Annotated in this window: 29 protein-coding genes; 14 read left to right on the top strand and 15 right to left on the bottom strand. The window is 65.4% G+C overall.

Annotation, left to right across the window (positions count from 1 at the left end; all coding sequences use genetic code 11):
• Window positions 1-156 precede the first annotated feature (156 nt).
• Window positions 157-1,461, top strand: a complete 1,305-nt coding sequence (locus ACZ60G_RS29325) for a TIGR03118 family protein (protein WP_465814176.1) — start codon at window positions 157-159, stop codon at window positions 1,459-1,461.
• A 61-nt stretch (window positions 1,462-1,522) separates the two neighbouring features.
• Here the strand turns inward: ACZ60G_RS29325 and ACZ60G_RS29320 are convergent, their stop codons facing one another.
• A complete protein-coding gene (locus tag ACZ60G_RS29320) occupies window positions 1,523-1,867 on the bottom strand; it encodes a winged helix-turn-helix transcriptional regulator (protein ID WP_465813976.1) in 345 nt (114 codons plus the stop codon).
• A 47-nt stretch (window positions 1,868-1,914) separates the two neighbouring features.
• Between ACZ60G_RS29320 and ACZ60G_RS29315 the strand changes: the two genes are divergently transcribed.
• Window positions 1,915-2,688 (top strand): SDR family oxidoreductase, encoded by a 774-nt coding sequence (locus ACZ60G_RS29315; RefSeq protein ID WP_465813974.1) that lies wholly within the window; start codon window positions 1,915-1,917, stop codon window positions 2,686-2,688.
• Between the two features lie 234 nt (window positions 2,689-2,922).
• Window positions 2,923-3,360 (top strand): DUF4254 domain-containing protein, encoded by a 438-nt coding sequence (locus ACZ60G_RS29310; protein WP_465813972.1) that lies wholly within the window; start codon window positions 2,923-2,925, stop codon window positions 3,358-3,360.
• On the opposite strand, the gene ACZ60G_RS29305 is transcribed toward ACZ60G_RS29310, so the two are convergent.
• On the bottom strand, window positions 3,357-3,857 hold the full coding sequence (locus ACZ60G_RS29305; RefSeq protein WP_465813970.1) for a hypothetical protein: 501 nt from the start codon (window positions 3,855-3,857) through the stop codon (window positions 3,357-3,359). The genes ACZ60G_RS29310 and ACZ60G_RS29305 overlap by 4 nt on opposite strands.
• 412 nt (window positions 3,858-4,269) lie before the next feature.
• Between ACZ60G_RS29305 and ACZ60G_RS29300 the strand changes: the two genes are divergently transcribed.
• Complete coding sequence (locus ACZ60G_RS29300) at window positions 4,270-5,169, top strand: ABC transporter permease (RefSeq protein WP_465813968.1); 900 nt, start codon at window positions 4,270-4,272, stop codon at window positions 5,167-5,169.
• Window positions 5,166-5,990, top strand: a complete 825-nt coding sequence (locus ACZ60G_RS29295) for an ABC transporter permease (protein ID WP_465813966.1) — start codon at window positions 5,166-5,168, stop codon at window positions 5,988-5,990. Before ACZ60G_RS29300 ends, ACZ60G_RS29295 begins: the two co-directional genes overlap by 4 nt.
• Here the strand turns inward: ACZ60G_RS29295 and ACZ60G_RS29290 are convergent, their stop codons facing one another.
• Window positions 5,991-6,851 carry a helix-turn-helix domain-containing protein gene (locus ACZ60G_RS29290; protein ID WP_387289024.1) on the bottom strand — a complete coding sequence of 287 codons (861 nt, stop codon included), beginning with the start codon at window positions 6,849-6,851 and terminating at the stop codon, window positions 5,991-5,993.
• A 236-nt stretch (window positions 6,852-7,087) separates the two neighbouring features.
• Between ACZ60G_RS29290 and ACZ60G_RS29285 the strand changes: the two genes are divergently transcribed.
• A complete protein-coding gene (locus tag ACZ60G_RS29285; RefSeq protein WP_465813964.1) occupies window positions 7,088-7,279 on the top strand; it encodes a hypothetical protein in 192 nt (63 codons plus the stop codon).
• 195 nt (window positions 7,280-7,474) lie between these two features.
• Here ACZ60G_RS29285 and ACZ60G_RS29280 read toward each other — a convergent pair whose 3' ends face one another.
• Window positions 7,475-7,720, bottom strand: coding sequence for a hypothetical protein (locus ACZ60G_RS29280; protein ID WP_465813962.1), 246 nt, complete (start codon window positions 7,718-7,720; stop codon window positions 7,475-7,477).
• A gap of 544 nt (window positions 7,721-8,264) precedes the next feature.
• Between ACZ60G_RS29280 and ACZ60G_RS29275 the strand changes: the two genes are divergently transcribed.
• Window positions 8,265-8,708: a DUF4254 domain-containing protein gene (locus ACZ60G_RS29275; RefSeq protein WP_327101072.1), complete on the top strand. Its 444-nt coding sequence runs from the start codon at window positions 8,265-8,267 to the stop codon at window positions 8,706-8,708.
• A gap of 236 nt (window positions 8,709-8,944) precedes the next feature.
• Here ACZ60G_RS29275 and ACZ60G_RS29270 read toward each other — a convergent pair whose 3' ends face one another.
• Entirely contained in the window at window positions 8,945-9,100 is a 156-nt protein-coding gene (locus ACZ60G_RS29270) for a hypothetical protein (protein WP_465813960.1), read from the bottom strand.
• A 499-nt stretch (window positions 9,101-9,599) separates the two neighbouring features.
• Here ACZ60G_RS29270 and ACZ60G_RS29265 point away from each other — a divergent pair, with 499 nt between their 5' ends.
• Window positions 9,600-10,022: a DUF4190 domain-containing protein gene (locus tag ACZ60G_RS29265; RefSeq protein ID WP_465813958.1), complete on the top strand. Its 423-nt coding sequence runs from the start codon at window positions 9,600-9,602 to the stop codon at window positions 10,020-10,022.
• Between the two features lie 221 nt (window positions 10,023-10,243).
• Here ACZ60G_RS29265 and ACZ60G_RS29260 read toward each other — a convergent pair whose 3' ends face one another.
• Window positions 10,244-10,723 (bottom strand): EamA family transporter, encoded by a 480-nt coding sequence (locus ACZ60G_RS29260; protein WP_465813956.1) that lies wholly within the window; start codon window positions 10,721-10,723, stop codon window positions 10,244-10,246.
• Between the two features lie 193 nt (window positions 10,724-10,916).
• On the opposite strand from ACZ60G_RS29260, the gene ACZ60G_RS29255 reads away from it, so the two are divergent.
• Together ACZ60G_RS29255 and ACZ60G_RS29250 are read left to right on the top strand one after the other, a co-directional pair.
• A complete protein-coding gene (locus ACZ60G_RS29255) occupies window positions 10,917-12,149 on the top strand; it encodes a hypothetical protein (protein WP_465813954.1) in 1,233 nt (410 codons plus the stop codon).
• 19 nt (window positions 12,150-12,168) lie between these two features.
• Window positions 12,169-13,146: a helix-turn-helix transcriptional regulator gene (locus ACZ60G_RS29250; protein ID WP_465813952.1), complete on the top strand. Its 978-nt coding sequence runs from the start codon at window positions 12,169-12,171 to the stop codon at window positions 13,144-13,146.
• On the opposite strand, the gene ACZ60G_RS29245 is transcribed toward ACZ60G_RS29250, so the two are convergent.
• Window positions 13,112-14,317, bottom strand: coding sequence for a cytochrome P450 family protein (locus tag ACZ60G_RS29245; RefSeq protein WP_465813951.1), 1,206 nt, complete (start codon window positions 14,315-14,317; stop codon window positions 13,112-13,114). The two genes, ACZ60G_RS29250 and ACZ60G_RS29245, sit on opposite strands and share 35 nt — an antisense overlap.
• A 194-nt stretch (window positions 14,318-14,511) precedes the next feature.
• On the opposite strand from ACZ60G_RS29245, the gene ACZ60G_RS29240 reads away from it, so the two are divergent.
• A complete protein-coding gene (locus tag ACZ60G_RS29240; protein ID WP_465813949.1) occupies window positions 14,512-15,147 on the top strand; it encodes a class I SAM-dependent methyltransferase in 636 nt (211 codons plus the stop codon).
• Here the strand turns inward: ACZ60G_RS29240 and ACZ60G_RS29235 are convergent.
• From ACZ60G_RS29235 to ACZ60G_RS29205, 7 genes are all read right to left on the bottom strand, one after another.
• Window positions 15,144-15,740 (bottom strand): DUF4126 domain-containing protein, encoded by a 597-nt coding sequence (locus ACZ60G_RS29235; protein WP_465813947.1) that lies wholly within the window; start codon window positions 15,738-15,740, stop codon window positions 15,144-15,146. The two genes, ACZ60G_RS29240 and ACZ60G_RS29235, sit on opposite strands and share 4 nt — an antisense overlap.
• Window positions 15,741-15,758: 18 nt before the next feature.
• Window positions 15,759-16,556, bottom strand: coding sequence for an ABC transporter permease (locus ACZ60G_RS29230; RefSeq protein WP_465813945.1), 798 nt, complete (start codon window positions 16,554-16,556; stop codon window positions 15,759-15,761).
• Window positions 16,557-16,558: 2 nt separating this feature from the next.
• Window positions 16,559-17,452: a 2-aminoethylphosphonate ABC transporter permease subunit gene (locus ACZ60G_RS29225; RefSeq protein ID WP_465813943.1), complete on the bottom strand. Its 894-nt coding sequence runs from the start codon at window positions 17,450-17,452 to the stop codon at window positions 16,559-16,561.
• 175 nt (window positions 17,453-17,627) lie between these two features.
• Window positions 17,628-18,824, bottom strand: coding sequence for an ABC transporter ATP-binding protein (locus ACZ60G_RS29220; RefSeq protein WP_465813941.1), 1,197 nt, complete (start codon window positions 18,822-18,824; stop codon window positions 17,628-17,630).
• Window positions 18,825-18,851: 27 nt separating this feature from the next.
• Window positions 18,852-19,922, bottom strand: a complete 1,071-nt coding sequence (locus ACZ60G_RS29215) for a 2-aminoethylphosphonate ABC transporter substrate-binding protein (RefSeq protein WP_465813939.1) — start codon at window positions 19,920-19,922, stop codon at window positions 18,852-18,854.
• 62 nt (window positions 19,923-19,984) lie between these two features.
• On the bottom strand, window positions 19,985-20,671 hold the full coding sequence (locus ACZ60G_RS29210; RefSeq protein WP_465813937.1) for a phosphonatase-like hydrolase: 687 nt from the start codon (window positions 20,669-20,671) through the stop codon (window positions 19,985-19,987).
• Window positions 20,672-20,679: 8 nt separating this feature from the next.
• The gene (locus tag ACZ60G_RS29205; RefSeq protein WP_465813935.1) at window positions 20,680-21,807 is read right to left on the bottom strand and encodes a TIGR03364 family FAD-dependent oxidoreductase; all 1,128 of its coding nucleotides are present in this window, start codon (window positions 21,805-21,807) and stop codon (window positions 20,680-20,682) included.
• A 135-nt stretch (window positions 21,808-21,942) separates the two neighbouring features.
• On the opposite strand from ACZ60G_RS29205, the gene ACZ60G_RS29200 reads away from it, so the two are divergent.
• Window positions 21,943-22,665 (top strand): GntR family transcriptional regulator, encoded by a 723-nt coding sequence (locus ACZ60G_RS29200; RefSeq protein WP_465814174.1) that lies wholly within the window; start codon window positions 21,943-21,945, stop codon window positions 22,663-22,665.
• A 123-nt stretch (window positions 22,666-22,788) separates the two neighbouring features.
• On the top strand, window positions 22,789-23,337 hold the full coding sequence (locus ACZ60G_RS29195; RefSeq protein ID WP_465813933.1) for a hypothetical protein: 549 nt from the start codon (window positions 22,789-22,791) through the stop codon (window positions 23,335-23,337).
• A gap of 7 nt (window positions 23,338-23,344) precedes the next feature.
• On the opposite strand, the gene ACZ60G_RS29190 is transcribed toward ACZ60G_RS29195, so the two are convergent.
• The gene (locus ACZ60G_RS29190) at window positions 23,345-24,355 is read right to left on the bottom strand and encodes an LLM class flavin-dependent oxidoreductase (protein ID WP_465813931.1); all 1,011 of its coding nucleotides are present in this window, start codon (window positions 24,353-24,355) and stop codon (window positions 23,345-23,347) included.
• A 143-nt stretch (window positions 24,356-24,498) separates the two neighbouring features.
• On the opposite strand from ACZ60G_RS29190, the gene map reads away from it, so the two are divergent.
• On the top strand, window positions 24,499-25,362 hold the full coding sequence (map, locus tag ACZ60G_RS29185; RefSeq protein ID WP_465813929.1) for a type I methionyl aminopeptidase: 864 nt from the start codon (window positions 24,499-24,501) through the stop codon (window positions 25,360-25,362).
• Window positions 25,363-25,512: the final 150 nt, after the last annotated feature.

Genomic DNA, 25,512 nt, shown 5'->3' with positions numbered 1-25,512 from the left:
GACGTTCCGATACGGTCGAAATTCCATCAAGCTAAGGTTAGCGTCGCCTAATCGCCAAATGAGGGTTGCGAGTGGCTGGAAAGGACGAAGAAGTTGAAAGCACGCCTTAGTGAATTGCGCCGCAACGGTGCCTGGCGGTCGCGGGCCAGCAACGGTCTGCTGCGCGCCTCGGTGCTCGGCGCTGCCCTGGTCGTGGCCGCGGCATGCTCGGATTCGAAGTCGTCTAACGATGAAGTGCCTGCCCTCGACGGCAATCACTACGCGCAGACCAACCTCGCTGCCAACACTGCCGAATACAAAGCGCAGTACACCTTTCCGGATATGGTGAACGCGTGGGGCCTAGCCGATCGCCCGAAGGGTGCGGGCGGGCACTTCTGGGTCGGCGCGGGCGGTAAATCCTTCCAATTCGTCGGCGATGTCAGCGCGTCCGCGGATCCCAAGGTGCAGAAGCTGTTCCAGGATCCGCTGAAGATCGTCACGGTTCCGGGTGCGGATGCCGACACCTCGGATAAGAGCATCGGCAAGACCACCGGCGTCGTGTTCAACGGCGCTCCCATCACCTCCGATCTGTTCGTCGTGCGGGACCAGCCCGTGGATGTCGACGGTGCGCCGGTGCTGCTGACCGGTTCGTCGCGGTTCATCTTCGCCACCGACTCCGGCAAGATTTCGGCCTGGACCGAGCAGGGGCCCGAGGGCGCGATCATCCGGCACGACGGTCCGTCGAATCTGGTCTTCGACGGCGAGTCCCAGGGCATGGCGTTCTTCGGCATCGCGCTCGCTCCGTCCGGTGACAAGCTGCTCGCCGCCGACTTCGGCGAGAATCCGCAGGTCCGCACCTTCGACAAGGACTGGCAGCTGATCCCGACCGTCGGCTTCGCCAACCCCTTCGCCACCGGCGACCAGATCGACGCGGCCGCGCCGGATAAGGGCAAGAAGGCCAAGCCCGGCGATCCCGCCCCGTTCAATGTGACCACCATCGGCAACCGCGTATTCATCTCGTACGCGGACACCAAGCCGGATGAGCAGGACGCGTCCAAGTTCGACAAGGCCGAAGAGGATTCGCTCGACAAGGACCAGGAGAAGGACGCGAAGGGCAAGCCAGCCAAAGGCAAGGTCGCGGAATTCGACGGCAGCGGCAAGTTGGTCCGCATCCTCGACGACGGCGGTCGCCTCAATGCGCCGTGGGGTGTCGCGGTGGCGTCCGCGAACTTCGGTCCACTCAGCGGCAAGCTGCTCGTCGGCAACTTCGGTGGCCTCGGCCACGTGCTCGCCTACGACGACGCCACCGGCAAGTTCGTCGACTACCTGCGCGATGAGAAGAGCCGGCCGGTCGAGATCGAGGGTCTGTGGGCCCTGATGTTCGGCAATGGCGAGAGCCTCGGCGATGCCGACTCGCTGTACTTCACCGCGGGCCCGGATGACGAGAAGGAAGGTCTGTTCGGCAAGCTCCGCTTGAAGTAACCCTGTCGTTAGGCGAAGGCGGTTCCCGGTAGTGCGCCGGGGACCGCCTTTGTCGTATGTCCTACTCGGGATCGGGGGATGGCGGGGTCCAGCGTTCGGACCAGTTCCAGAGTGGCTGGAGGGCCGCGGTGAGGTCGAGGCCCGCGGGGGTGAGTTCGTAGGTTTTGTCCGCGTTCTTGGTGATCACGCCCGCGGTCTGGAGGTGTTGCAGGCGGGTCGAGAGCATGCTCGACGAGCAGTTGCCCATGCGGCGGCGCAGTTCGAGGAAGCCGAGGCGGCCGGGTTCCAACTCCCAGAGGACGCGCAGGATCCAGCGTTGGCCGATGAGCTCCATGGTGGCCAGCATGGGCGCGTGCGCCGGATCGTTTCGCCCGCGCGACGGCTTGGCTCCATTTGCACTTCTCATTTCGAACTACCATAGTGATTCTAAATTAGAAGCGTTGCTGTGGGCTGATGAACGAGAGGCAGATGGTGGGCGACTCGACGGAACGACGGATTGTGCTGATCACCGGCGCGTCGCGGGGGATAGGGGCCGAGACGGCGAAAGTGCTGGCGGCGACCGGTGATCACTTGATCATCAACTATCGGGAGAAGCGCAAGCGCGCCCAGGCGATCGCCGATGAGATCGGCGCCGCCGGCGGCAGTGCCTCGATCGTCGGTGCGGATATCGCGGATGCGGACGCCACCGGGGCGATGATCGCCGATGTGGTGACGGAGTTCGGTCGGCTGGATGTGTTGGTGCTCAACGCATCCGGCGGTCTCGAGCGCAATGCCGCACCCGGCTACGCGATGGCGTTGAACCGTGACGCGCAGGTCCGTCTGGTACGAGAGGTATTGCCGCACCTGCCATCCGGTGGCCGGATCGTCTTCGTGACCAGCCATCAGGCCCACTTCCACGGCCGCAAACCCGTTCCGGCGGACTATGAGCCGATCGCGGCGAGCAAGCGAGCGGGTGAAGACGCCTTGCGCGCAATGATTCCGGAGCTGACCGAGCGTGGTATCGGGCTGAATGTGGTGTCCGGCGACATGATCGACGGCACGATCATTGTCCGCCTGCTGGAACGCCGTAATCCCGAGGCGGTTTCGGCTCGCCGCGATCACGGTGCACTGCCCAGCGTCGAGGCGTTCGCCGCCGCCGTCGGCGAGGCCGCAAGTGCCGCAGGCGAATCCGGTCGCACGTTCTATGTCGGCGGTCAGGACTATCTGGCGGACGGTGTACCCGCGTAGTCGGAGCTGCTCTCGCCGCACTCGGTCGCTGATCATCTGGACCATAGTTCGGGTTACTGCGCATTTGCCACGAGCGCGCCGGTCTGTAACAGATTGATATCGGCGTTTCCGGTCGCGGGCACGGATCTGGGTCGATAATCGAAGTGTGACGTGCGGTCGTGCGGTGCGGAAACGACATTGCTGGTCGGGTGGTTCGCCGATGGCGGCACATTCCGGCGTCGGTGGGAGGCTCAGATGAGGGATGTCGGAGATAACCGGATGGTTCCGGGCCGGGATATGTTGCTGGCCGCATGCCGCGGGCTACCGCACGACGATCATCCGATGCTGGAGGCGGCGGGGGAGTTGGCGCAACTGCACGAAATTCGCGAGCGGACGCCCGGGCGCGAGATCCCCAAGCTGGATCGGCGGCGGGGCCAACTGGTGCGGTCGATCGATATGTGGGTGACGCTGGCGATGCCGGTGCCGTGCTCCGAGGCGCAGTTGTACTCCGAAACTGTCGGCGAGATCGTGGATCGGCTGGCCAGAATGACCACGCAGGCGTTCGTGCCGCTGTCCGAGGCGCCGGAACCTGTCTTCTATGACGCGTGGGTGCAGCTCAACGAGCTGGCGGATAGCTATCAGGATCTCGTCGACGGATTACGTGAGGGCACCCGCCGACTACCCGGTGGCTAGCGCCCGCGCCCGAAAAGTCGGAACGAACGCGCGGGGCGGCGCGGCAGGGTGGCATAGACCATGGTCATATCGGCGAATACCTGCGCTTCCCGTTCGCGGTCGGCGCCGAAATGCTCGCGGCCGAGTACATGCTTGATGGAGGACGGTGAGATGGACGGCAGCAGTGCGGCCAGCGACGGGGTGATCGGTTCGCTCGCCCCCGTGCCTTCCTTGCCGTGCCCTAATAGCATGTGACCGATCTCGTGCAGGATGATGTGATCCGCATTGCGCTCGGTGGCGGACGCGTCGTAGATGATGATGTCGTCGTGACCGCGCGCGATCCAGAGTCCGCTGCCACGACACCCGATATCCGCGAGCGCGGCCGCGGGGATCGCCTGCAGCGAGATGGAACGACCACGGTGCGCGGCGACACTTGCGAGGTAGGCGGACAGATTCCAAGGACTGGGGAGGGGCACGGTCCGCGCTGCTTCACGGAAACGGGCTTCCATGCTGGTCATCGGGGCATACATTACTCACCCCGGGCACGGTAGTCACCTCGCGAATCGGACATTCCGTCGAAACCGATAGCGACACTGCATAATTCGCGCACCCTCGGGACGTTGTTCTGCTCGAGTCGGCAGAACACCTTGGTGGGATTCATCGCCACCTCGGAGTCGTCGTTGCGACACCCGGGGGCGGTATCGAAACGTCATCGGTGCGGCGAGATTGGACGACGAGCCGCTCAACCGACACGGTGGCGGCGCGCGCCCGATTTCGGTGGGCAGGGGATCGAGAGCGAGCGAGATTGATCATGCGATACGTACTCGAAGAGTGCGGAAAGCAGTACCGGCCGCGGCTGCGTGCGACATGCTGGGAACAGCCGGTTCCCCACCGACAAGCACGGTTGACGCGCAGGATGGGAGCGTGCAGATGAGCATCGGTAGCGACGCGGTATCGAGCACCGTTCAGCAGGAACGCGACGACGGGGAAAACCGCCGCCTGAGCAGCGAGCGGCTGGTGGACGCGCCACCGCCGCGGATGGCGACGGTGGCGCAATGGTGGGCGCTGACCTCGCGCCTGGTCCGGCCGTCTTGGCGCAATGGTGAACTATTCACCGCGCTGCTCGCGCCGGTGGTCTTCACCGTCGGCTTCTACGTCCCGCTGAACCTCGTGATGTCGCTGAACCCGCTCCGGCGGGGCGGGCTGAGCAACTACGCGCAATTCCTCATGCCCATGATCGCGATGCAGGCGATCGCCTTCTGCGCCATTACGGCCGCATTCCGGGCGGCCGCCGATGCCAAGGACGGGCTCAATGTGCGGTTCGGATCGATGCCGATGCATTCGACGGTGCCGCTGGCCGCGCGAGTCACGACCGCGCTGGGCCGGGCGGGAATCGCGCTGGCCGCGGCCCTCGTGTGCGGCCATGTGATCGGCTTCCGCTTCTATGGAAGCTGGTGGGAAACAATCGGTTTCATCGGGTTCGCGATGCTGATCGGGCTGGCGCTGTGCCTGGGTGCCGATCTGCTCGGCAGTCTGACCAAGAGCCCGGAGGCGACCACCCAGGCACTGATCCTGCCGCAGCTGATCCTCGGCATGGTGTCGAGCGGACTTTCCCCGGTCAGCCAATTCCCGCACTGGATCCAGGGGTTCGCACGCAACCAGCCGGTCTCGCAGTACGTATACGGGCTGCGGGCGCTGGCCGGTGATCCATCGGGCCACGCGGGCGTGGTCGGCTGGTCGGTCCTCGGGCCCGGGCTGGCCTGGATACTCGGTCAGATCATTCTCTTCGGTGCGGGCGCGGTATTCGTTTCGATCCGGAGGTCGGCATGACCGAGGTACTGACTCCCACGGCGGAATTGCCCAAGGTCTATGGTCGGACCGAGACTTGGCGTCTACTGATCCCGCAGACGATGATCCAGACCAAGCGGCTGCTGATGCGCTGGTGGCGTGATCCGCTGACCGTCGTGCAGTCGCTCGTCTTTCCCGCGCTCCTGCTTATCGTACTGAATACCGTTCTCGGAAAACAGATTTCGGAGTTCTCCGAGGTGAGTGCGCTGTACGGTTTCGTGCCGATGTCGGCGCTGGTCGGCGTGATGTCCGGTTCGGTGGCAGGTGCCATCACCCTCGGACGCGAGCGCGACGAAGGTCTGCTGGCCCGATTCTGGGTGCTGCCGGTGCACCGCGCGTCCGGACTGATCGCGCGCATTGTCGCCGAAGGGATCCGGATTGTGCTGTGCACGGCAGTGATGTTCGCGGTGGGCGTTGCGCTCGGTTTCCGATTCCAGCAAGGGTTGCTCGCCGGAATCGCGCTGTTCGCGGTGCCGCTGCTGTTCGGCATCGCCTTCGCCACCGTGGTCACCGCGGTGGCCGTGTTCAGCGCGAAAGCCGCACTGGTGGAGGCTGTTTCGCTCGGATCATCGTTGATGATGTTCTTCAGCACCGGGTTCGTGCTGCTGGTCGCCTATCCGCCGTGGGCCCAGCCGATTGTGAAGCATCAGCCGATGTCCTACGCCATCGATGCCATGAAGGGGCTATCCGTCGGCGGGCCGGTGCGCGACCCGCTACTGGCCACCATCGCCTGGTGTATCGGTGCGCTCGTAGTCTTCGCGATCCCGGCCGCGGTCGGCTATCGACGAGCCAGCCGCAGCTGATCAGCTCATCTCTTTGGAGGCCCTGTCGATCAGCGCCATGGAGTCGCGCGGGCTGAGCGCCATGGCGCGCAGCTGGTCGAAAATAATGCCGAAGCGGCGGATCTGGGGATGGCCCTCGATCAGCTGATCACCCGCGATGCCCTCGACGTACACCAGCTCCGGATCGGCCGGATCCTTGAAGTCCAGCAGCGTGAAGGATCCGGCCATGCCGGGATGCACCCCCGCGCTGAACGGAAGTATCTGCAGGATGACGTTTTTCATCTGCGAATCGTCGAGCAGCCGCTTCAGCTGTGCCTTCATGACATCGGGGCCGCCGACCATGCGCCGGATGGCGGCTTCGTCCAGCACCACCCACAGTTCTAGCGGATCCGCCTTGGTGAGATGCATGGCCCGATCCATCCGCGCCCGCACATTGTGCGACACCGTGGCTCCGTCCAGCTTCGGCATATTGGTGTCGATGACCGCCTCGGCATAGTCCGAGGTCTGCAATAGTCCCGGGATGTAGGAGGTTTGGTAGTGCCGAGCCGAGAGCGCCTCGGATTCGAAGTTGATATAGGCCGCGTGCACCTCCGTCAGCGTCGCCTCGTATGGCCGCGACATCCCGGGCTTGAGCGCGTCCGATAGGAGTTCGAGCGCATCGTCACGTTGCTGTTCGGTGACGCCGTAGAGATCCAGCATCGCCATCAGCGTGCGCCGCTGCGGGCGCGCCTGCGCCGTCTCGATGCGGTACAGCGTGGTGATATTGATGCCCGTCTTGCCGCTGACGTCCTCTTTGCTGAGCCCCGCGTGTTCGCGCATCTCGGTCAGCAGCACCGAGAGCCGCCGCAAACCCGCGGTGAGGACTGTGCGCTTGCCTGCCATGACAACCCTTTCGCCCGGCGCACCCGTTAGCACTCTTGCGTACATGTCTGTAGTAAGTGCCCGCCACACACGCAAATATGCATTCGCAGCGTGGTCAGAGACTACCGCCTTTTGCAGCAACGAAGTTCGGAGTTTTCGCTGCGATATTCCCTTGTCACGGTAGATCGCGGCTCGGTGGCCGGATCTATGGGGTGCTCGTCCTTGTAGTCGCGGCACCGTCGTCTCGAGAATGGGGCATGAGTTCGGCCGAGCGCGGCGACTTCGTGGTGGCGGTTTCGGATGGTGTGCTGCTGCTCGATCTGGCCGGGCATTCGTCTTCTCCGCGGCCGCGCTCCTCGACGGGGCGGCGGGCCACCACGCACTGGCCGGCATGCGGTGAGCTCGCGGTGCGCTATCCCGGAATCGATGTGGACGCCACTGCCATTTAGTGCGCGACGGTCCGATCCTCACTTCGGCGGGCGTGGCCGCGGGCATCAACTATGGCACTCGCGCTCGTTGCGGATCACGGCGCCGAATTGGCGCGCGCATCGGCCGAACATCTGGTTTCTCCGAATTCAGGACGGCACGATCAGATCAGGGGTTGGCCCATGCCGTTTCACGCCGCACTGTCCTCGGGATCGGATCTACGCTGCGGTGGACGGGGAGACCGGCTGCGGCACAACCGGATTCATTGCCGTCGACTCCGTTGGCTCGTGCCGCACGGAATTGGTCGCGCACGAACAGGGCTGCACGATATCGGCCTCGCCGAAATAGCCAACGGTGAACAGCGATTCGAAATGGACGGCGCGGACTTCGTCGCGAAGTTCCTCGAGGATCGCGGCCTCACCGATGAGCGAGTGGATATCGTGTGGGACGGAATCCCCTCGCATACACCGGACTCGGCGATTCGCCGATCTACCGGCGCCGGCATCCGGCAGAGATCTGGATCGCGTTGTCGGGCACCGGTATCGACGTGGCCGCCGGTCTGTCCGAGCTGCCGCCGGGGTACGCCGATCGAATGCACCGCGCGTATCGCGCCGGGTGGCACGCGCGCTCATCTACGCGCAGGCGCCGTCGCCGATCCGAACAAGGCGCCGCTGGGTGACTGGTTACCTCGGGACTCCCCGACCGTAGGCGGCGATCGCATACCGCCCACGCGCCGGGCGATGATGTGGCAAACTCTTGGCCACCGGTCCAGCTCCCCGCGAGTATCGAGCGTGAAAGTCGTTGTCACTAGCTGTCTGTGGGGTCGCTGGTCGGTGACCACGTCGTTACCGCAGCAATGAGAACGCACTCTTGCGTTCTTGCATTTGTAAGAGCATGATCCAGCTACGCTAGTTGTGAAGAACCGATCCGATGACCGGGATAACCGAATCGAGAGCCAATCATGTTGGTACAAAGCGCGTTGGTGTCGGGTGAATTCGGGGTACGGCGATGAGCGCACCTACGGTAGGGGTGCTGCCGACCGCTCCGCAGATATTGTGTGCATTTCAGGGACGACGTTTTCAAGATCGTGAATTACTGCGTTCCGCACACGCCCTGGCCGAACTGCACGCACGCCGTGCCGAGATTCAGGACATGAACCTCGTGGCCGAAATCGATTGCCGTCGTAGCGAACTCGTCGACGATATCAATGAGTGGATTGCGCAGGAGATCCCGCAGCATCGCAATGGTGCTTCGCTACATACCGAGAGCCTCGGTGCGGTGGTGGATCGCATGGCGCGCAGCTGGGTGGATGCCAACACGGCCATCGATGTCGATGGCGCGCGTAGCGACAATACCCATAAACACTGGTACCACTTGGCGGAACTCGTCGACGGCTACACTGATCTGGTAACCGACGTGGCCGGTGGCCGCCGCCGTTTGCCTGAACAGTAAAGTCTCGACGGCGACCTTCGTCCGCAATAGTGACACTGCCCCGACAGCGTTACTGCTCAATTGGTGACGTCCCGGGTCGGCGTTGTCCGACCAATGACCCGACCCGGACGCCAACGTCGCCGGCACAGTGACGGCGGGCGCAACGGGGCGCACCGCCCGGCGTGCCGCGTGGTCGACTGGCGCGGCACGCCCGCCACCGAATTCGCCACTGCCAGTGAATTCGACAGTGTCAGAACTCATTCGGCGACCATCCAGGCCGCTGCCGCCGCGGCGCGAATACCGATCGTGTCGTGTGCGCGCAGTGCGCCGAGCGGTTCGACCCACGGTGCCGACCGGCCGGAGTGATTCCCGCACTGCTGGATCAGCGTCATCGCGGCAAGCAGGCTGGCCAACTCACTGCTACCCGGTAGGGCACCTGTATCGCGAGCATTGTCTCCGGCCGCGCGATGCGCAGTGTGCTCGGCAAGGTCGCCTTCGATCGCTGCGCGGGATGGTCGATCAGCGTGCCACCCGCGACCGCACCCGCCTGTTGAATCAACCGCGCGGTCGGTTTGCTTTCGGCCCAGCGGATTTGGGCCAGACACAGGTTGACGGGCCGCTGCGCGTCAGAACGGCTTGGTCGGCGAGCGCGCGCCCGCCACGGACCTGGCCGCATCGGCGAGTTCGGTCGCCGTGCCCAGCACGACCAGGCGCTTTGCGTAGCGAATTCCATTCCTTCCGAATCGAGTTCGGCCAGCAGGTGCGCATGGTTTGCGACGACCGCGGCCATTATTCCTGTGACGACGGCGGTACCGAGCGCATAGGCATCGGGCCGAACGTCAGGTATGCGGCTATCGTGGCTCGCGAACGATAGAAGGCCATTCTCGGGGATTTCGTGAGTGAGGATTACCGATGTCGTATAGCCCGCCGCCGGAACCGGCCAACCCGGCCTGGCACCCCGGCCCGAACGCCGGATACTCCGCGCCCACCCCGCCGCCGGGTCCGAATCCTTATCAGCAGCAACAACCCTGGGTATATACCAACGATCCCGGATGGCAAGGCGGTCCACACGCGACCGGTCAGCGGCAGGGTCCATGGTTCGCCGTAGCGTCGGCGATCCTCGGGATCATCGGTTGCGTACTCCCGTTCCTGCCGATGATCGACCTGACCGGCGTGCGACCGTTGGTCGGCCTCCCCTTCGCAATTCCCGGACTCGTCCTCGGGATCGTCGGCTGCACCGGACAGCGCGGTGCCAAGGCACTGGCGGTCACGGGAATCGTCCTGTCCGTCCTCGCACTCACCGCCGAGTTCATCATGCTGCCCCAGCTGTTGTGAGCAGCCTCCGTTACCGAGTCGTCGCGATCAGGAAGTCGCGATAGTCGTGCTGGCGAGCAATGCGGCGGCCAGCCCGATGACTTGGCTGCGGCGCAGTCGCTCCTGTAGCGCGGACAACGGTCGCGGCCCGGCCCGCCGTCACCGGCCAGATCCCGGCCGCGGGCGCCGCTTGTGCCAGCGCCAGATACTGCACGGCGATGCCGAGGCCGGCGATCAGTCCGTCACCGATGACGGCCCCCGGCCATCGGACCGGTGCCGGTGGTGCCGCCTGAGACAAGCCAGAGAGCGGGCAGCGCGAGCACGATCCCGGCCCATGCCGACGGTGCCGGATGTTCACCGAGCAGAACGGTTCCGATCAGAACCGGCAGCGCGACACCGCCAACGGCGCTCACCGGTACGACCACCGACATTGCCCCGCGGCTGATTCCGCGGAACAGGAAGGTCATCGCGATGCCGGTCCCCACGCCCGATAGAGCTCCCCAGCACAGATCCACCGGCTGGGGCACTGTGTGCGAGACGAATGGGCCGACGAGCGCGGTGCCGACGAAACCCCCGAGTTGGCCGAGCAGGGCAACACGCCCGAATCCGACACGCCGTGACGCGACCCCACCCAAGAAATCCGAAAGCCCGTAGCTCAACGCGGAAACCAACGCCAGTAGCGTGCCCACGATCAGATTCGTCGATCGTTGTGCATAGCTCATGCGTAACCCGGGGGCCGGACCTATGCCAACGCGGCCCGGCAGCTGAGGTCCGATCCCTTCCGCCGGCGAACGCTGGTTCGGTGCCGATTATGTTTCGGGGCAGAGAACCTGCGTTTTGCGGTGTGCTTTGAATACGCGAGTTCGCCTGTCGGGCAGAATATCTGCTGCATCGATCGAGCGACAGGCAGGCAGCATGTCAGCGGAATTTCCCTTCGCGCAACTGACTCCCAATCAGTTGAGCTACTCCGAACGTGACGAGGGGTACCGGCGGCTGCACGCGTGGCCTGAACCCAGCTATCACCATGATTCCGGGCTACGCATGGTGTGGCGCTACGACGATGTGCGAGAACTGCTGGAAGCCGGCGCCCCGGAGATCTCGAATGCGCAATCATTGCAACCGCTGGTCGGTTTCGGGCGCATTGCCGCGAATCCGCGTGCCGTCGGCCATCTTTGTCGGCACCTGCTCCCGCTGCCCGCGAAGGCTACAGCGGACCTGACCGACGACGTCCTGCACCAGCGGGTGTGGGCCGCCATGGCGGGTCCGACCGGATACTTCACGGTGCCTGCGCACATGCGATCCGAGCGGGCCCAGTCGCTCGCCGAGCATTTCCGGCAATCGCTGCCGGCAGCGGCAACCGAACCGCTCGACGTGACGGCGATGTCGATCACTTACGCCAGCCGCGTCATCGGCGAAACTGTCGGTCTGCCCCAACGAGATTGGTCTGCGGTGGCGGTTTGGAGCGGTGCTCAGTCGGGGCTGCTCGGTCGGCGGATGCGCGGACGCGAGTTGGCCGACGCGGTCGGCGCACTCGGCCGGTTATTCACGGTCAGCGGCATGGCGGTGGCGCACAGCAGACAGCACGTCACGGGGTTTCCTCGGCACCTTCGTGCGGCCGGTATCCCGCCCAGAGTGGCCGTGTCCGCGGTCGCGAACTCGTTGGCGGCTGGTGTGCATACCATCAGCGGCACCATCCAGCAGGGCCTGCTGCGGCTGCTCGGCGACCCGGATCGGCAGTGGTGGAAGCTGCTCGGCGAACCCGCGGGTGTCACACGCGTCGCGGCCAAGGTGCTACAGCTCGACACGGGGCTGGTGGGATGGAAGCGGAATGTCGTGCGTCCCATCGCCTTGCGAAGCGGCACAACGCTTCCGAGAGGACCGGTGCTCGTGCTGATCGCCGCCGCCAATCGCGATCCAAGGGCATTCGCGGATCCACTGGTCATGGATAGCACCGGAAAAGCGCCACTCACCTTCGGATTCGGTAGGCATATCTGTCCCGGAAGACAGTTGGCACAGCTGGCGGTGGAAGTGTTTCTGCGCGAACTGCACAGCCGGGCACCGCACGCGCAGCTGGTGGCCCCGGCACCGTCGCCTCGAATCCGTCCGGCCGACCTTTTGTTCAGCGGAGCGGATATCGTTATTCGTTGAGGGTGATCGGGGTGTCGGCATGAGATATGACGAACTGCACGTGACCGGCGTCGATGAATGGACCGCCGTGGCGAACAGCATCGTTCCGATGGATCATCGGTATCGCGACCGGAACCGGTGGCAGGTCACGCTGATCACCCAGCACGCGGGGAGCTACAACCTGCTGCGCTGGGATCAGCCCGGTGATCGGCTGGCCTTCCGCACGCCGTCGAATATCCGCAGGGGACCTGCCGATAACTTCTACTGGCTGGTGGTCCCGGAGCGGGGCACATTCACGGTCGCCGATGATCGCGAAATCACTTGTATCGCACCGGGTCAGGCGGTGCTGATGGGTTTGGATCAGACCCTGCGGCTGGGGGTGCCCAGCTCGGTGGCATTCGGCTTCCAGATCCCACGCACCGAGGTCGACCACGCGATATCGCCCCTCGGCGCGCGCCGTCCGGTATTCGATCTCGACTCTGGACTCGGACGCATCACCCGGAGCATGATCCGCGACACCCATGCCGAGCGATCCCGGCTCACGGGTAGGCAATTCAACGCGGTTTGCGACCGGACCACCGAACTGCTGTGCATGATGGCCATGGGCGACAGCACCCCGCAGCGACCCCAGCTGGCCGAGACAGCCGAGGCCGTGCGCCGGTATGTGCGTGAGAATACCGGCGTCGCCGACCTCCGGCTGGCCGCCGTGGCTCGGGCATTGAGCTGGTCGCCACGGCAGTTGCGCACCGCGTTGGAGCAAGCCGGAACCACGTATCGTGAAGTGCGTCAGGATGAATCACTGCGTGCGGCGCGCGCCATGCTCGAAAGCCTGAGCACGACACTGACAATCGGCGAAATCGCCGCGCGCAGCGGATTCACCGTCACCTGGTTCTCCGCCGCGTTCAAGACGCGCTACGGCGAAACCCCGAGGGACTTCCGCAAACGCCGGCTGGCCGAGACCATCGACCAGCCGGCGCCGGTGATCACTCGTCCGGATGCAACCGCACCGGCAGAGTGAGCGGGCCTGCGGTCAGGATCTGCGGGCTGACCTGCAGTGACGCTGAGTCACCCGCCAGGCGCAACTGCGGGAAGCGGTTGAACAGTGTGGAGAGCGCGATGCGCGCTTCCAGCCGGGCCAGCGGAGCGCCGAGGCAGATGTGCGGCCCGCGGCCGAAGGCCAGCTGACCGCGGTGATCGTGATCGATATCGAAGACATCGGCGTTCGGGTATCGGTCCGGGTCCCGTCCGACATTGCCGTTCCAGATGACGATCGCGCCCTTCGGCAGGTCCACACCCGCGATGGTGACATCCTGCTGGGCGTAGCGAAGGTTGGCGCTGTACACCGGGGACCGGTATCGCAGTGCCTCCTCGACCACATCCGCCCAGCGGTCCTGGGTGCGCGCCTTTTCCAGCTGCGTGGGGTTCTCGCTGAGGGCGATGATCGCATTGGCCAGCAGGTGCACCGTCGTCTCGTGTCCGGCCACGATCACCAGCCACAACATATTGACCAGCTCGTCAGTGGTCAGATTGTCGGTATTGGCTGCAATCAGGGCGGAGGTCATATCATCGCCCGGCTCGCGCCGCTTGCCTTCGATGAGCTCGGTGAAGAACGCGATCATCTCGCCCATGGCCGTCTGCATCTGCTCGATGGTGCTGGTGTGCGACACGATCGTGGTGGACCAGTCCCGGATTCGGGACCGATCGGCCTTCTCCACACCGAACAGTTCACAGATCACCCGCACCGGAAACGGCGTGGTGAAGCGCGGGACGAGATCGAATTCGCCCGGCTCGTCGGCGAAGTCATCGATGATCTCGGTGGCGATCTGATGAATCCGGGGCTCGAGTCCGGCCACCCGAGCCGGTGTGAATGCGGCGCTGATCGTCTTGCGTAACCGCCGGTGGTCCTCGCCGTCCTTGTTCAGCATATGGTCGATATCGGTCAGCGCACGCATCGGCCAGTCGGCCGGAATGGTGCCGTCGTGCAGGGCCGGACAGTTCTTGGCGTTCTTGCTGAAGAGTGTGCCGTCACCGGCGAGTACTTCACTCACCGCCTGGTAGCTCGCGGCGCTCCAGGCGGCGACGCCGCCGGCCAGCTCGACCGGAACCAGCGTCCCGCGTCGAGCGATTCGCTCATAGGTTTCGATAACCGTTTCGCCGTCGGTGGGCAGCTGGATGACCGACTCGGACATTCTGTCTCCAAATTGGTGTGATCGACGGATGGCATCCCCGTCCATCCGAGTTCGTGCGAGGTCAGTGTCGATCAGCCGCCACGCCGCGGCGCACCCGATCGATAACCTCTGCTCCGCAACGGAATTTCGCCGCGACCGGAACATAATTTCGGGCGCGGAAGTACTTTCGGCAGACGCGTGGCAGGGTGTGCTTGATGAGCAAGTTCAAGTGGAGTCACAACGCGTACTACCAACGGTTTCTGATACGGCAGCTGCCCACCCCGTGTACTCGGGTGTTGGACGTCGGTTGTGGGGCCGGGGCTTTCGCGGGGGAACTTGCGCGGCGGGTGGAGCAGGTCGACGCGATCGATCGGTCACCGGTGATGATCGATGCCGCGAAGCAGGCGACGCCGGACAATGTCGGTTGCATCCTCGGGGATGTGCTGACGGAGCCGCTGGCCGTGGGCGCCTATGACGCGATCGTGTCGATCAGCACGTTGCACCATATGCCGCTCGATGAGGTGCTGCCGGTGTTGGCGCGGGCGGTGCGGCCGGGTGGTGTGATCGCTGCGGTGGCATTGCCGCGGCCCGATCTGCTTCGGGAATTGCCCGTCGAGTTGGTGGCGGTGATCGGGCATCGGTTGTTCGGGATGGTGTTTCGGATTCTTCGGGCGCGTGGGCGGGGAAGTTGGTATGCGATCGAGGAGACCCATGATGTCATGCCGGTTGTGCTCGATCCGCCGCTGACGACGCGGCAGGTGCGGGCGCGGGTCGCGGCGGTTCTGCCGGGTGCGCGGGTGCGGCGGCTGGTCTTCTGGCGCTACTCGTTGGTGTGGCGCAAACCCGCCTAGACGGCCGCCGCGCGTTTGGCCTCGCGATGTTGTCTGCGGCGAATGCGGTAGCGGCGGATTCGGCTCGCCAGCAGATAGACCAGGATCAAGCCGATCACCAGCAGTGTGCCCGCGCAGACGGCCGCGACGACCGGGTGGAAGATCGCGATGGTGACGATGCCGCCGACGGTCAGATCCTCGATGAGGCTCATGACGATATTGCTCGCGGGCTCCGGCGAGGTGTTGATCGCCATCCGTGTTCCGGCCTTCACGAGATGGCTTGCCAGGGCGGTGGTTCCGCCGACCGCACCGGCCGCCAGCTGGGGAAGCGAACCGTCTTGGCCGGCGAGCAGTGCCGCGACAACCGCACCCGATACCGGGCGCACGATGGTGTGCACCGCATCCCAGAAGCTGTCGAGATAGGGGACCTTATCCGCGACGGCCTCGATGAGGAACAACACACCGGCCGCGATCAGTACATCGGTGCGCTGCAGTGCCTCCGGTACCTCATCGGACAGGCCGGTCACGCCGAAGATGCCGAGCAGCAGGACCACTGCATAGGCATTGACCCCACTCGCCCAGCCCGCGGTGAAGATCAGGGGCAGTGCTGACATGGAGCCATCGTATGGTGCTCAGCGCAGCGCGGCGCGACCACGCAGCCGACCGAGGACGACCAAGGCGATCAGCGTCACCGCCAACAGCAGGCAGGTACTCGCGGCCGCGTCGAATACCGCACCGCGATCGGTGAGCCCGAAAATGGTGACCGGCAATGTTTTCCAGGTGGCCGGATAAACCATGACGGTCGCGCCGAGCTCGCCCATCGACAGCGCGATCGCCAAACCCGCGGCAGCGCCGAGCGCGGGCAGCAGTAGCGGCACCGTCACCTGGATCAGCACGCGAACCGGACCCGCACCGAGGGATTCCGCGGCCTGCCGGTAGGCGGGATCGAGCCGGTCGAGTGCGGCCGAGACCGCGCTGAAGGCGTAGGCCAGCACCAGCACCGAATGTGCCACGATGACAATCCATTTGGTGCCACCGAGCAGCAGCGGCCGCTCATTGAAGGCGATAAGCACGCCGAGACCGATGGCCACCGACGGCACCGCCACCGGCAGATGGAAGACCGCGTCGGTGAGTTTGCGCCACCAGCCCGGGGCCTCGTGCGCGGCAAGTGCGGCCCAGGTACCCAGGATCAGGGCGACCCCGCCGGAGAGCAGTGCGGTCTGCAGACTGACCGAAAGACTCGCGGCCTCTTGGCCGGACAGCGCCGCACGGAAGTTGGCGAGTCCGAGATTCGAGGGCAGCGGACCGGTCCAACTGCCCGCCAGCGCCGCCGCGACGACCGTGGCGATCGGCGCGACGAACACCACGACCACGACAAGCGCGAAAACAGCCAACACGATTCCCCGGCCACGACGCGTCCAGACCAGCATGGTCAGCTCTCCCTTCCGACGCGGCCGGCGAGCCGGGCGAAGATCAGCCGGTACCCGATATACAGGCTCAGCGACAGCAGCACCTGCACCGAGGCCAGTACTGCCGCGCCCGGCAGGTCGAAGGTCACGATGCCGCGGGTATAGATCAGCGCGGGTAGGGTTGTCACGCCCTTCGCGCCGGTGAACAGCACGATGCCGAATTCGTTGAGCGTCAACAGGAGTACGAGACTGCCGCCCGCCGCCAGCGCGGGCCATGCCTCCGGCATGACCACCTGACGCAGCACCCGCCACGGCGATGCGCCCAGGCTGGCCGCTACATCCAATTGTTCGCGCGGCAGTTGAGTGAATCCGGCCAGGAGCGGGCGGACCACGAACGGCGTGAAGAAGGTGATCTCGGCGAGGATCACACCGAGCGGTGTGCTCAGGAAATCCAGCACCGGCGTCTTGTCCCCGGCGATCCTGGCGATCAGCGCGTTGACAGCACCGGCAGTGCCGTACAGAAACGTGAAGGCCAAGGTGATCAGGAATGACGGCAGCGTGAGCACCGTATCGATCAATCTGCCGACCAGCGCCGAACCGGGAAACGGCACGAATGCCAGCACAATCGCGAGAAACGTGCCGAGCACCAGACACCCGGCGGTCGAGCAGACCGCAATGGAAATGGTGCGCCACAACGCATTACGGAACGATTCCGAGCTGAGCACCTGCGACCAGACGGCCGTCCCCCGACCGTCCTCGGTCTCGGTCGATTCGGCGAGTACCCGCAATATCGGATACACCGCGATGAGCAGCACCACGAGTAGCGGCGGCAGGGTCCACAGCACCGGCCGCCAATTGTGCTGAACTGGCGGAGCGTTCTCGGTGAGCTGTGGTTCGAGCAGGGCAGAAGTGCTCATGCCTGAGCCTCACTGCCGCCCGGCTCCGATATGCCCGTCGAGGTGAGTCCCACCGTGGTCCCGGCGAAGACCGGCACCCACTCGGCGGTTGGGCTCTGGTCGTCGCCGGGACAGCGGAGATGTCCCCTGATAACGGGGAACACGGCGCCCCACCGAGCCGGAATCGTGCCGCCCCTCATTTCGGCACGCCTGGCTCGTGCGCGGCCGAAGTCCCTGCCGCACCGATGGTCGGTGGAATCAGAACTCCCGCCGGGTCGGGGAACCGCACGCCGACGATCCCGCCGACCTCGGTATCGAGATGGCCGGGCATATCGGCGGTGATCTCGTCACCCAATCCGTCGACCGTCAGCCGCAATCGCGTCGAAGCTCCACGCCACACATTCGATACAACGGTGCCGCGCACCGCATTCCGCTCGGAGGTGGCACCGATCTGCACAGTATGCGGACGCACACAAAGCAATCCGGGTGCGTCCACGCCCCAACCGCCGGGGATATCCGGTGCCTCGGCCCGCAGCGTAAAAGTCCCGACGGTAACCAGCGCTGTGGCGCCCGATACCCGATTCACGATGCAGGGCAACAGGTTTGCGCCACCGAGGAAAGCCGCCGTGAAGTCACTCGGCGGCCGCCGCCACAGATTCTCGGCGGTGTCGATATCGACCAGCCGGGCATCACGCATCACCGCAATCCGATCCGCCAAGGCCAGCGCCTCGGCCTGATCATGGGTGACATACAGCATCGCCGTATCCGGCAATGCCTTTCGCAACTGCTGCAACTCACCGAGCATCGACTGCCGCAACTGGGCATCCAGCGCGGCCAGCGGTTCGTCGAGCAGCAGCACCCTCGGCCGGATCGCCAGCGCCCGCGCGATCGCCACCCGCTGCTGCTGACCACCGGACAGTTCGCGGGGTAGCCGCTTCGCATAGGCGGCCATGCCGACCATTGCCAGCGCCTCGGCGACGCGCCCGTCGATCTCCTTGCGCGGCACCCGATGTGCCTTCAAACCGAACGCCACATTGTCGTGCACCCGCATATGCGGAAACAGCGCATACGACTGCACGACCACACCGATCCCGCGCTTGGCGGGCGACAGGTCGGTGACGTCGCGCCCAGCCAGCCGCACCGCACCCGAGGTCGGCCGGACGAATCCGGCCAGCGCCTCGAGTGCGGTCGACTTGCCCGAGCCGCTCGGTCCGAGGAGCGCGACCGTCTCACCGGCGGCGACGCGCAGATTGAAATCGGTCAGTGCGACCGTTGTCTTGCGGCCGCGGCCGTAGCTGACCCCCACCCGGTCGAACACAATCGCGGGTTCGATTGCGGTGGTGGTCATTTCGGCTGCGATTACCGACCTGGGATGCGCGTCACCGACGGACATGATTTCGGCTCCTCGGTTTCAGTGGACCTACTGCCCGGTTGCCTTGTTGTAAGCCACCACATCGGTGTCCAGGTCCGAAAGCACCTTGGTCCAATCGACATTCACGACTTCGACCCCTTTGAGCACGGCGCTGGCCGAGGGACCGGAACCGGTCGCCGGGGCATCACGCAGCTCCTTGCGGGCAGGCACCGCGAAGGTGTCGGGCAGCGACTTCTGCGCGTCGGCCGAGAGCAGGAACTCCATGAGCTGCTTCGCCTCGCTCTGGTGCGGAGCGCCCTCGGCCAGGCCCATTACGTACGGCACGGCGACAGTGGAGCGCTTACCGCCGGCGGCGGCCGGGAAGAAGATATTGAACTTCGAGCCCTTATCCTTGACGGTGGTGAGGTTCATCTGGACATCGCCATTGGCGACAACCAGCTCACCCTTGTCGACCTTGGCCTGCAGCTTGCCGGTGGACGAGGACGGGCCGACATTATTGGCCTGCAACTTGGCCAGGTAGTCCAGTGCGCCCTGTTTGCCGAGCAGATTCTGCAGCAGGATCAGCACCGCGGTGCCGTCACCGGCCTGACCCGGCGTCGAATACTGCAGCTTGCCCTTGAACTCCGGCTTCAGCAGGTCGTCCCAGGTGAGGTTGCTGGTGTCGACCGACGGATTGGCAATGAAGGACAGGTAGTTGCCCGCCAGCGTGACGTACTTGCCGTCGGCATCCTTATCGCCGGCCGCGACGAAGCTGGTGTCGATTCCGCTGTCCTGCAACAACCCCGAGCTCTTCGCCTTCTGAATGAACGGCGGCAGCGTCACCAGCACATCGGCCTGCGGGTTGGACTGCTCCTTGTCCACCCGGTTGACCACCTCACCCGAACCGGCCTCGACCAGGTTGACCGAGATGCCGGTCTTCTTCTTGAATTCGTCGAATTGGGTCGTGTACCAGCTGCCGACACCGTCGGCGGAGTACACGGTGATGGTTTTGCCGCCGCCGCTGTCGGTGCCGGTGCCGCCACAGGCCGCGGTGAGCGCGACGGCGGTGACGGCGGTGACGGCCAGCGCGGTCCGGGAAATGGTGCGTGCCAGACGGCCCTGCGTGTTCGAAGTACGCACGATGACTGCAACTTTCGGTTCGTGTCGGGTGTGGAATCGAAGGGACGGGGGATTCGGGGCGATCAGGTTCGGTCGAGGATCAAGTCCGCGAATTCGGTCACGGAGGCCAGCACATGGGTGGCTCCCGCCGCACGCAACTGCGCTGCGTTATGTGCGCCGGTCAGCGTCCCCGCGACAATTCGCGCACCGGCGGCCAGACCGCTGGCGATATCGCTGGTCGTATCACCGAGTACCGCAACCTGATCCACGGCATCGATGCCGAGCCGCAGCAGCGCGGTCAGGACCATATCGGGGTATGGGCGTCCGCGTCCGGCGTCCGCGGGGGCCAGCGTCAGATCGGCGATGTCGTTCCAGCCCAACGCATTCAGCAGCCGATCCCGAGTAGTGCGGCTGAAGCCCGTGGTGAGCGCGACCTTGATTCCGGCCACGCGCAGTGCGGAAATCGCCTCGGCCGCACCGGGTATCGGAGTGATATCGACCTCGTCGATCAGTGCGTCATAGGCGGCCTCGAAGGCGAGGTTGGCGGCCCGTGCGCGCTCCTCGTCGCCGAGCAGGGCGCGAAAGACCGCGATCTTCGACTGGCCCATGGTGTCGAGCACATACTGGCGGGCCTTATCACGTTGCGGCCCTTCGGTTTCGATACCGGCACTGGTCGCGGCGGCATCGAAGGCGCGCAGTACCAGTCCGCCGTCGGCGACCGTGGTGCCCGCCATATCCAGGACGGCGAGGGTGATGTTCTTATCCGACACGATGCTCCTCAAAGATTCAGCAGGTCGGCGGTTTCCGCGCCGATCGCGGGGCCGAGGGTCATACCGCGGCCGCCCGGACCGGTGACGATCCAGATGTGCGTATCGGCCTTCACACGGGTCACGATGGTGGCCGGATCGCTGCTCTGGCTGTAGACGCCCGCCCAGCGCCGCACCACCTGCGGGAGTTTGCGTCCCAGCAGTTCCTCGGTAACGGCGGTGAGGTGTTCATACGGCGCCTCCTCCACATCGAAGGCGAAGGGCTCCTCGTATTCGTGGGTGTCGCCGATGGTGAGACCGCCGTTCAAGCGCTGTACGCACAGCAGCTGCATCCTGTGCTCGGCGGCGATCGCGGCCTGCGACTGCTCCGCGTTCAGCATGTCCAACTCCGGACCGGCGAAGCCCGGGTAGTAGCGGAAGCTGTCGCCGTCGGCGATCGCGGTGGTCAGCGGTTCGCCGAGCGGCGCGGTCTGCATCATCTGCAGCCGGACCCGGCGCACCGGGATGGTGCCGACGAGCTCGCGGGTCAGGCCGGTATGCGCGGCGCCCGGACAGACCAACACGAGATCCGCCTCGAAGGTGCGGCCCTGATCGTCGAGAACCATTGCGCCGGAACCGGTATCGGTGACCTGACGCGCCTCGGTGCGCGCATGGAAGGCGTAGCGGTCCGATGCGGTCATATAGGCGCGCAGCGCGGGCAGTGCCTGCCGGGATTCCACGGCGGCATCGGTCGAACAGTGCAGTCCGGCAAGGAATTTGCCGCGCAAGGCCGGATTGATCGCGCGCACCTGTTCGGGTTCGAGCAGTTCGAAGCCGCGTGCTCCGGCATGCGGGCTCGCCGCGGCGGCCGCGGCGACCGCGAGTTCGGTGGGGGTGCGCACCAGCGTGATCGATCCGGCGGGCCGGAATCCGACACCGGGCACCTTGCCGCCGATTTCCTCCCACAGTTGCCGGGAGCGCAGTGTGAAGTCCAGTTCGGTGGCCGAGCGTCCGGAAACCCACACCAGGCCGAAATTGCGCACCGTCGCACCGCGTGCCTCGGGCTCCCGCTCCAGCTGCACGACCTCGTGACCACGGCCGACGGCGGCCAGGGCGTGCGCGGTGCCGAGGATTCCGCCGCCGATGATGACCAATCGCATGAATACATGATGCGCAATGGTCTAGACCAAGGAGTGTTGCGCGCGCGAACGCTGGGTTAACAATTGGTATAGACCAATCCGGGGTAGGCTGACGGTATGGACACATCAGGTGCGACGAGAGCCGGGGCCGATGAAATGCGCGGCGGGCGTATCGATTCGGCGCCGCGGCTGCCGAAGTCGTACCTGGTGCGCACCGAACTCGAGCAGCTGCTGACCGATCTGGAGGAGGGTGACCCCGTCCCCTCCGAGCGCGACCTCGCCGTTCGATTCGAGGTCGCCCGCGAAACCGTCCGGCAGGCGCTGCGAGATCTACTGGTGGAGGGCCGAATCCGCCGCCAGGGCCGGGGGACGGTGGTGTCCCGGCCGAAGATGGTGCAGCCGCTGTCGCTGCGCTCCTACACCGAGGGGGCCATCAGTCACGGCCGTGTGCCGGGTCGGCTGCTGGTCGGCTGGGAGGACGTCCCCGCCGACGCCGATACCGCCCGTGACCTCGGGCTCACCCTGGGCGCCCCGGTCATGCACCTGGAACGCGTACTCCTCGCCGACGGCGAACGCATCGGCCTGGAGAGCACCTTCATGCCTCTCGACCGCTTCGGCCACCTACGGGATACCTACGATCCGACGACATCGCTCTACGCTGCCGTGCGCGCCTCGGGCGTGGTACTCGGCAAGGCCACCGAACGCATCGAAACCGTCCTGGCCTCTCCACGTGAGGCGGCCCTGCTGGAGTGCACTACGGCTCTGCCGCTGCTACTCCTGCACCGGCGCAGCGTGGACCAACAGGGTGCGCCCGTCGAACGCGTCCGCGCGCTCTACCGGGGCGACCGCATCGCCTTCGAAGCGCAACTCGGCGGATAGGCCCCTGGGCTACATCCACTGCTCGCCGCGACGGCTCTAGCCTCCGTATCGCGCGGCGCGAGTGCGACCGCTGAGGCCGAGATCTGTTGCGCGCGTGGATGGTCGGCCAACTACGCTGGGCCGGTGTTTGCCCTCTACAGTGCTGCGATCGCGATCGTGACCGGCGCCACCTCGGCCTGGATCGGTTACTACTTCAACATCCGCAAGGACCGCTTGCAGTGGGACCGCCAGCATGCGACACGATGGGACGGCGCTCGGCGGGAGGCGTACGTCGCCTTCGCCGCGGCCATCAAGCACGAGGTTCGGCTGCATATCAAGATGGCGGCGGCCAGACATCCGGAACTGTGGCCGGGGCATGAAACATTGGAGCTGTCGGAAGGTTGGCCGATGCTGGTCGCGGCCGAAGATGCCCGCGCTGATCTGCTCGAAGCGATACTCCTGCTCGCCGATGGTCCGACCGTGGCGGCGGCGCGGACCTGGCAGCAGAAGGTGTGGGACCTGCGAGTACTGCACACCGATCAGTCGGTCTCCGCGGAGGCCGTCGGACTGGCACTCGCGACGGCGTCGGAAGGCAGAGACCGCTTCTACGCCTGCGCGCGACCCGATTTGGGAATTCTCACCGCGCTTCCGACACCGCAACCACGGCACCAGGAGAATGTCCTGACCTCGTGAGGGTCCTTCAGCGCACCTGCGGTGCGACCTTCGCGCCGAGCAATTCGATAGTGTGTAGCACCTTTTCGTGCGGCAGGGTGCCGACGCTGGTGTGCAGCATGAAGCGGTCCAGGCCGAGGGTGTCGCGGATGTCGGTGATCTTTTCCGCGACGTAGTCCGGGGTGCCGACGAAGAGGGAACCGCTCTGGGAGCGCAGGGCATCGAACTGTGCGCGGGTCATCGGGCCCCAACCGCGTTCGCGCCCAATGGTGCTCATCGCCCCGGCATACGGCGCGTAGAAGTCGGCGACGGCCTGTTCGTCGGTATCGGCGATATAGCCGTGCGCGTGCACCGCCACCGGCTGCTTCTCGTGGCCGCCCTCTTCGAGTGCCCGGTGGTACAGATCCACCAGCGGCTTGAAACGTGCGGGCTGGCCGCCGATGATCGCGATCGCCAGCGGTAGGCCGAGAAGTCCGGCGCGAACCACGGATTCCGGGCTGCCACCCACCGCGATCCAGACCGGCAGCGGCCGGTTGTCGGTGCGCGGGTAGATCACCGCATCGCGCAGCGGGGCACGGAATTTGCCGTTCCAGGTAACCGGCTCGTCCGCGCGAATGTGCAGCAGCAGCGCCAGTTTCTCCTCGAAGAGCTCGTCGTAATCGCTCAGGTCGTAACCGAACAAGGGAAAGCTCTCGGTGAACGAACCGCGTCCGGCCATCAGCTCGGCGCGACCGTTCGAGAGACCGTCCAGCGTGGCGAAATCTTGGTACATCCGTACCGGATCGTCCGAGCTCAGCACGCTGACCGCGCTGGTCAGCTGGATGCGTTCGGTCCGTGCCGCGATCGCGGCCAGAACGACCGCCGGCGCGGATGCCGCGAAATCCTTGCGGTGATGTTCGCCGACGCCGTAGACGTCGAGTCCGGCGCGCTCGGTGGCGACCGCCTCGTCCACCACCTCGCGCAGTCGTTCGGCCGCGGTGGGCGCCGGTCGGTCGCCGACCGGGTACAGCTCCGCGAAAGTCGTGAGTCCCAGTTCCACAGCTCGAGTCCTGTTCGTGTGAAGTTTCTACGTCAACCATTAGTCTAAACGGACCGTGGTCCGCAACTATTCCTTCGGTTGACCGCGCGTTCGCGGCTCGGGCAAGGACAGTGCCCGATGACCGGTGCGGATACTCTTGTTCCATGTCAGTGCGTACCCGCCAGCCGCTTGTTCCCGGCACGCTCTCGCCCACTCGTGAGGTTCCGCGCTCGATCGAGCGCCCGGAGTATGCGTGGAAGAAGACCGTGAACGAGGGCCGTGAACCCTGGGTGCAGACGGCCGAGACCATCGAGAAGATGCGGATCGCGGGCAAGATCGCGGCGCAGGCGCTCGAGGAGGCCGGCAAGGCGGTCGCGCCCGGTGTCACCACCGATGAGCTGGACCGCATCGCGCACGAATACATGTGCGACCACGGCGCGTATCCATCGACCTTGGGCTACAAGGGTTTTCCGAAGTCGTGCTGCACCTCGCTGAACGAGGTGATCTGCCACGGCATTCCGGATTCGACGGTGATCGAGGACGGCGACATCGTCAATATCGACGTGACCGCCTATATCGACGGCGTGCACGGCGACACCAATAAGACCTTCCTGGCCGGTGATGTCGACGAGGAAGTGCGACTGCTGGTCGAGCGCACGCACGAGGCGACCATGCGGGCCATCAAGGCGGTTCGGCCGGGCCGGGCGCTCAATGTGATCGGGCGCGTCATCGAGTCCTACGCCAACCGCTTCGGCTACGGCGTGGTGCGCGATTTCACCGGGCACGGCGTCGGCCCCACCTTCCACAGCGGCCTGGTCATCCTGCACTACGACCAGCCCGCCATCGAATCGGTGATCGAGCCGGGCATGACCTTCACCATCGAGCCGATGATCAACCTCGGCGGTATCGACTACGAAATCTGGGACGACGGCTGGACCGTGGTCACCAAGGACCGCAAGTGGACGGCGCAGTTCGAACACACACTGGTCGTGACCGACACGGGCGCCGAAATTCTCACCGTGCCGTGACGGATGGACCGTGCAGTTCGAAGCTCGCGCTGTTGGGTCGTGACCGGCACGGGCGCCGAGATTCTCGCCGTGCCGTGACGGATGGACCGTGCAGTTCGAAGCTCGCGCTGTTGGGTCGTGACCGGCACGGGCGCCGAAATTCTCACCATG

Source organism: Nocardia sp. NPDC102475, assembly GCF_055584605.1.
The sequence above is the reverse complement of the archived record's forward strand: the minus strand, read 5'-3'. Positions and strand labels throughout refer to the sequence as shown.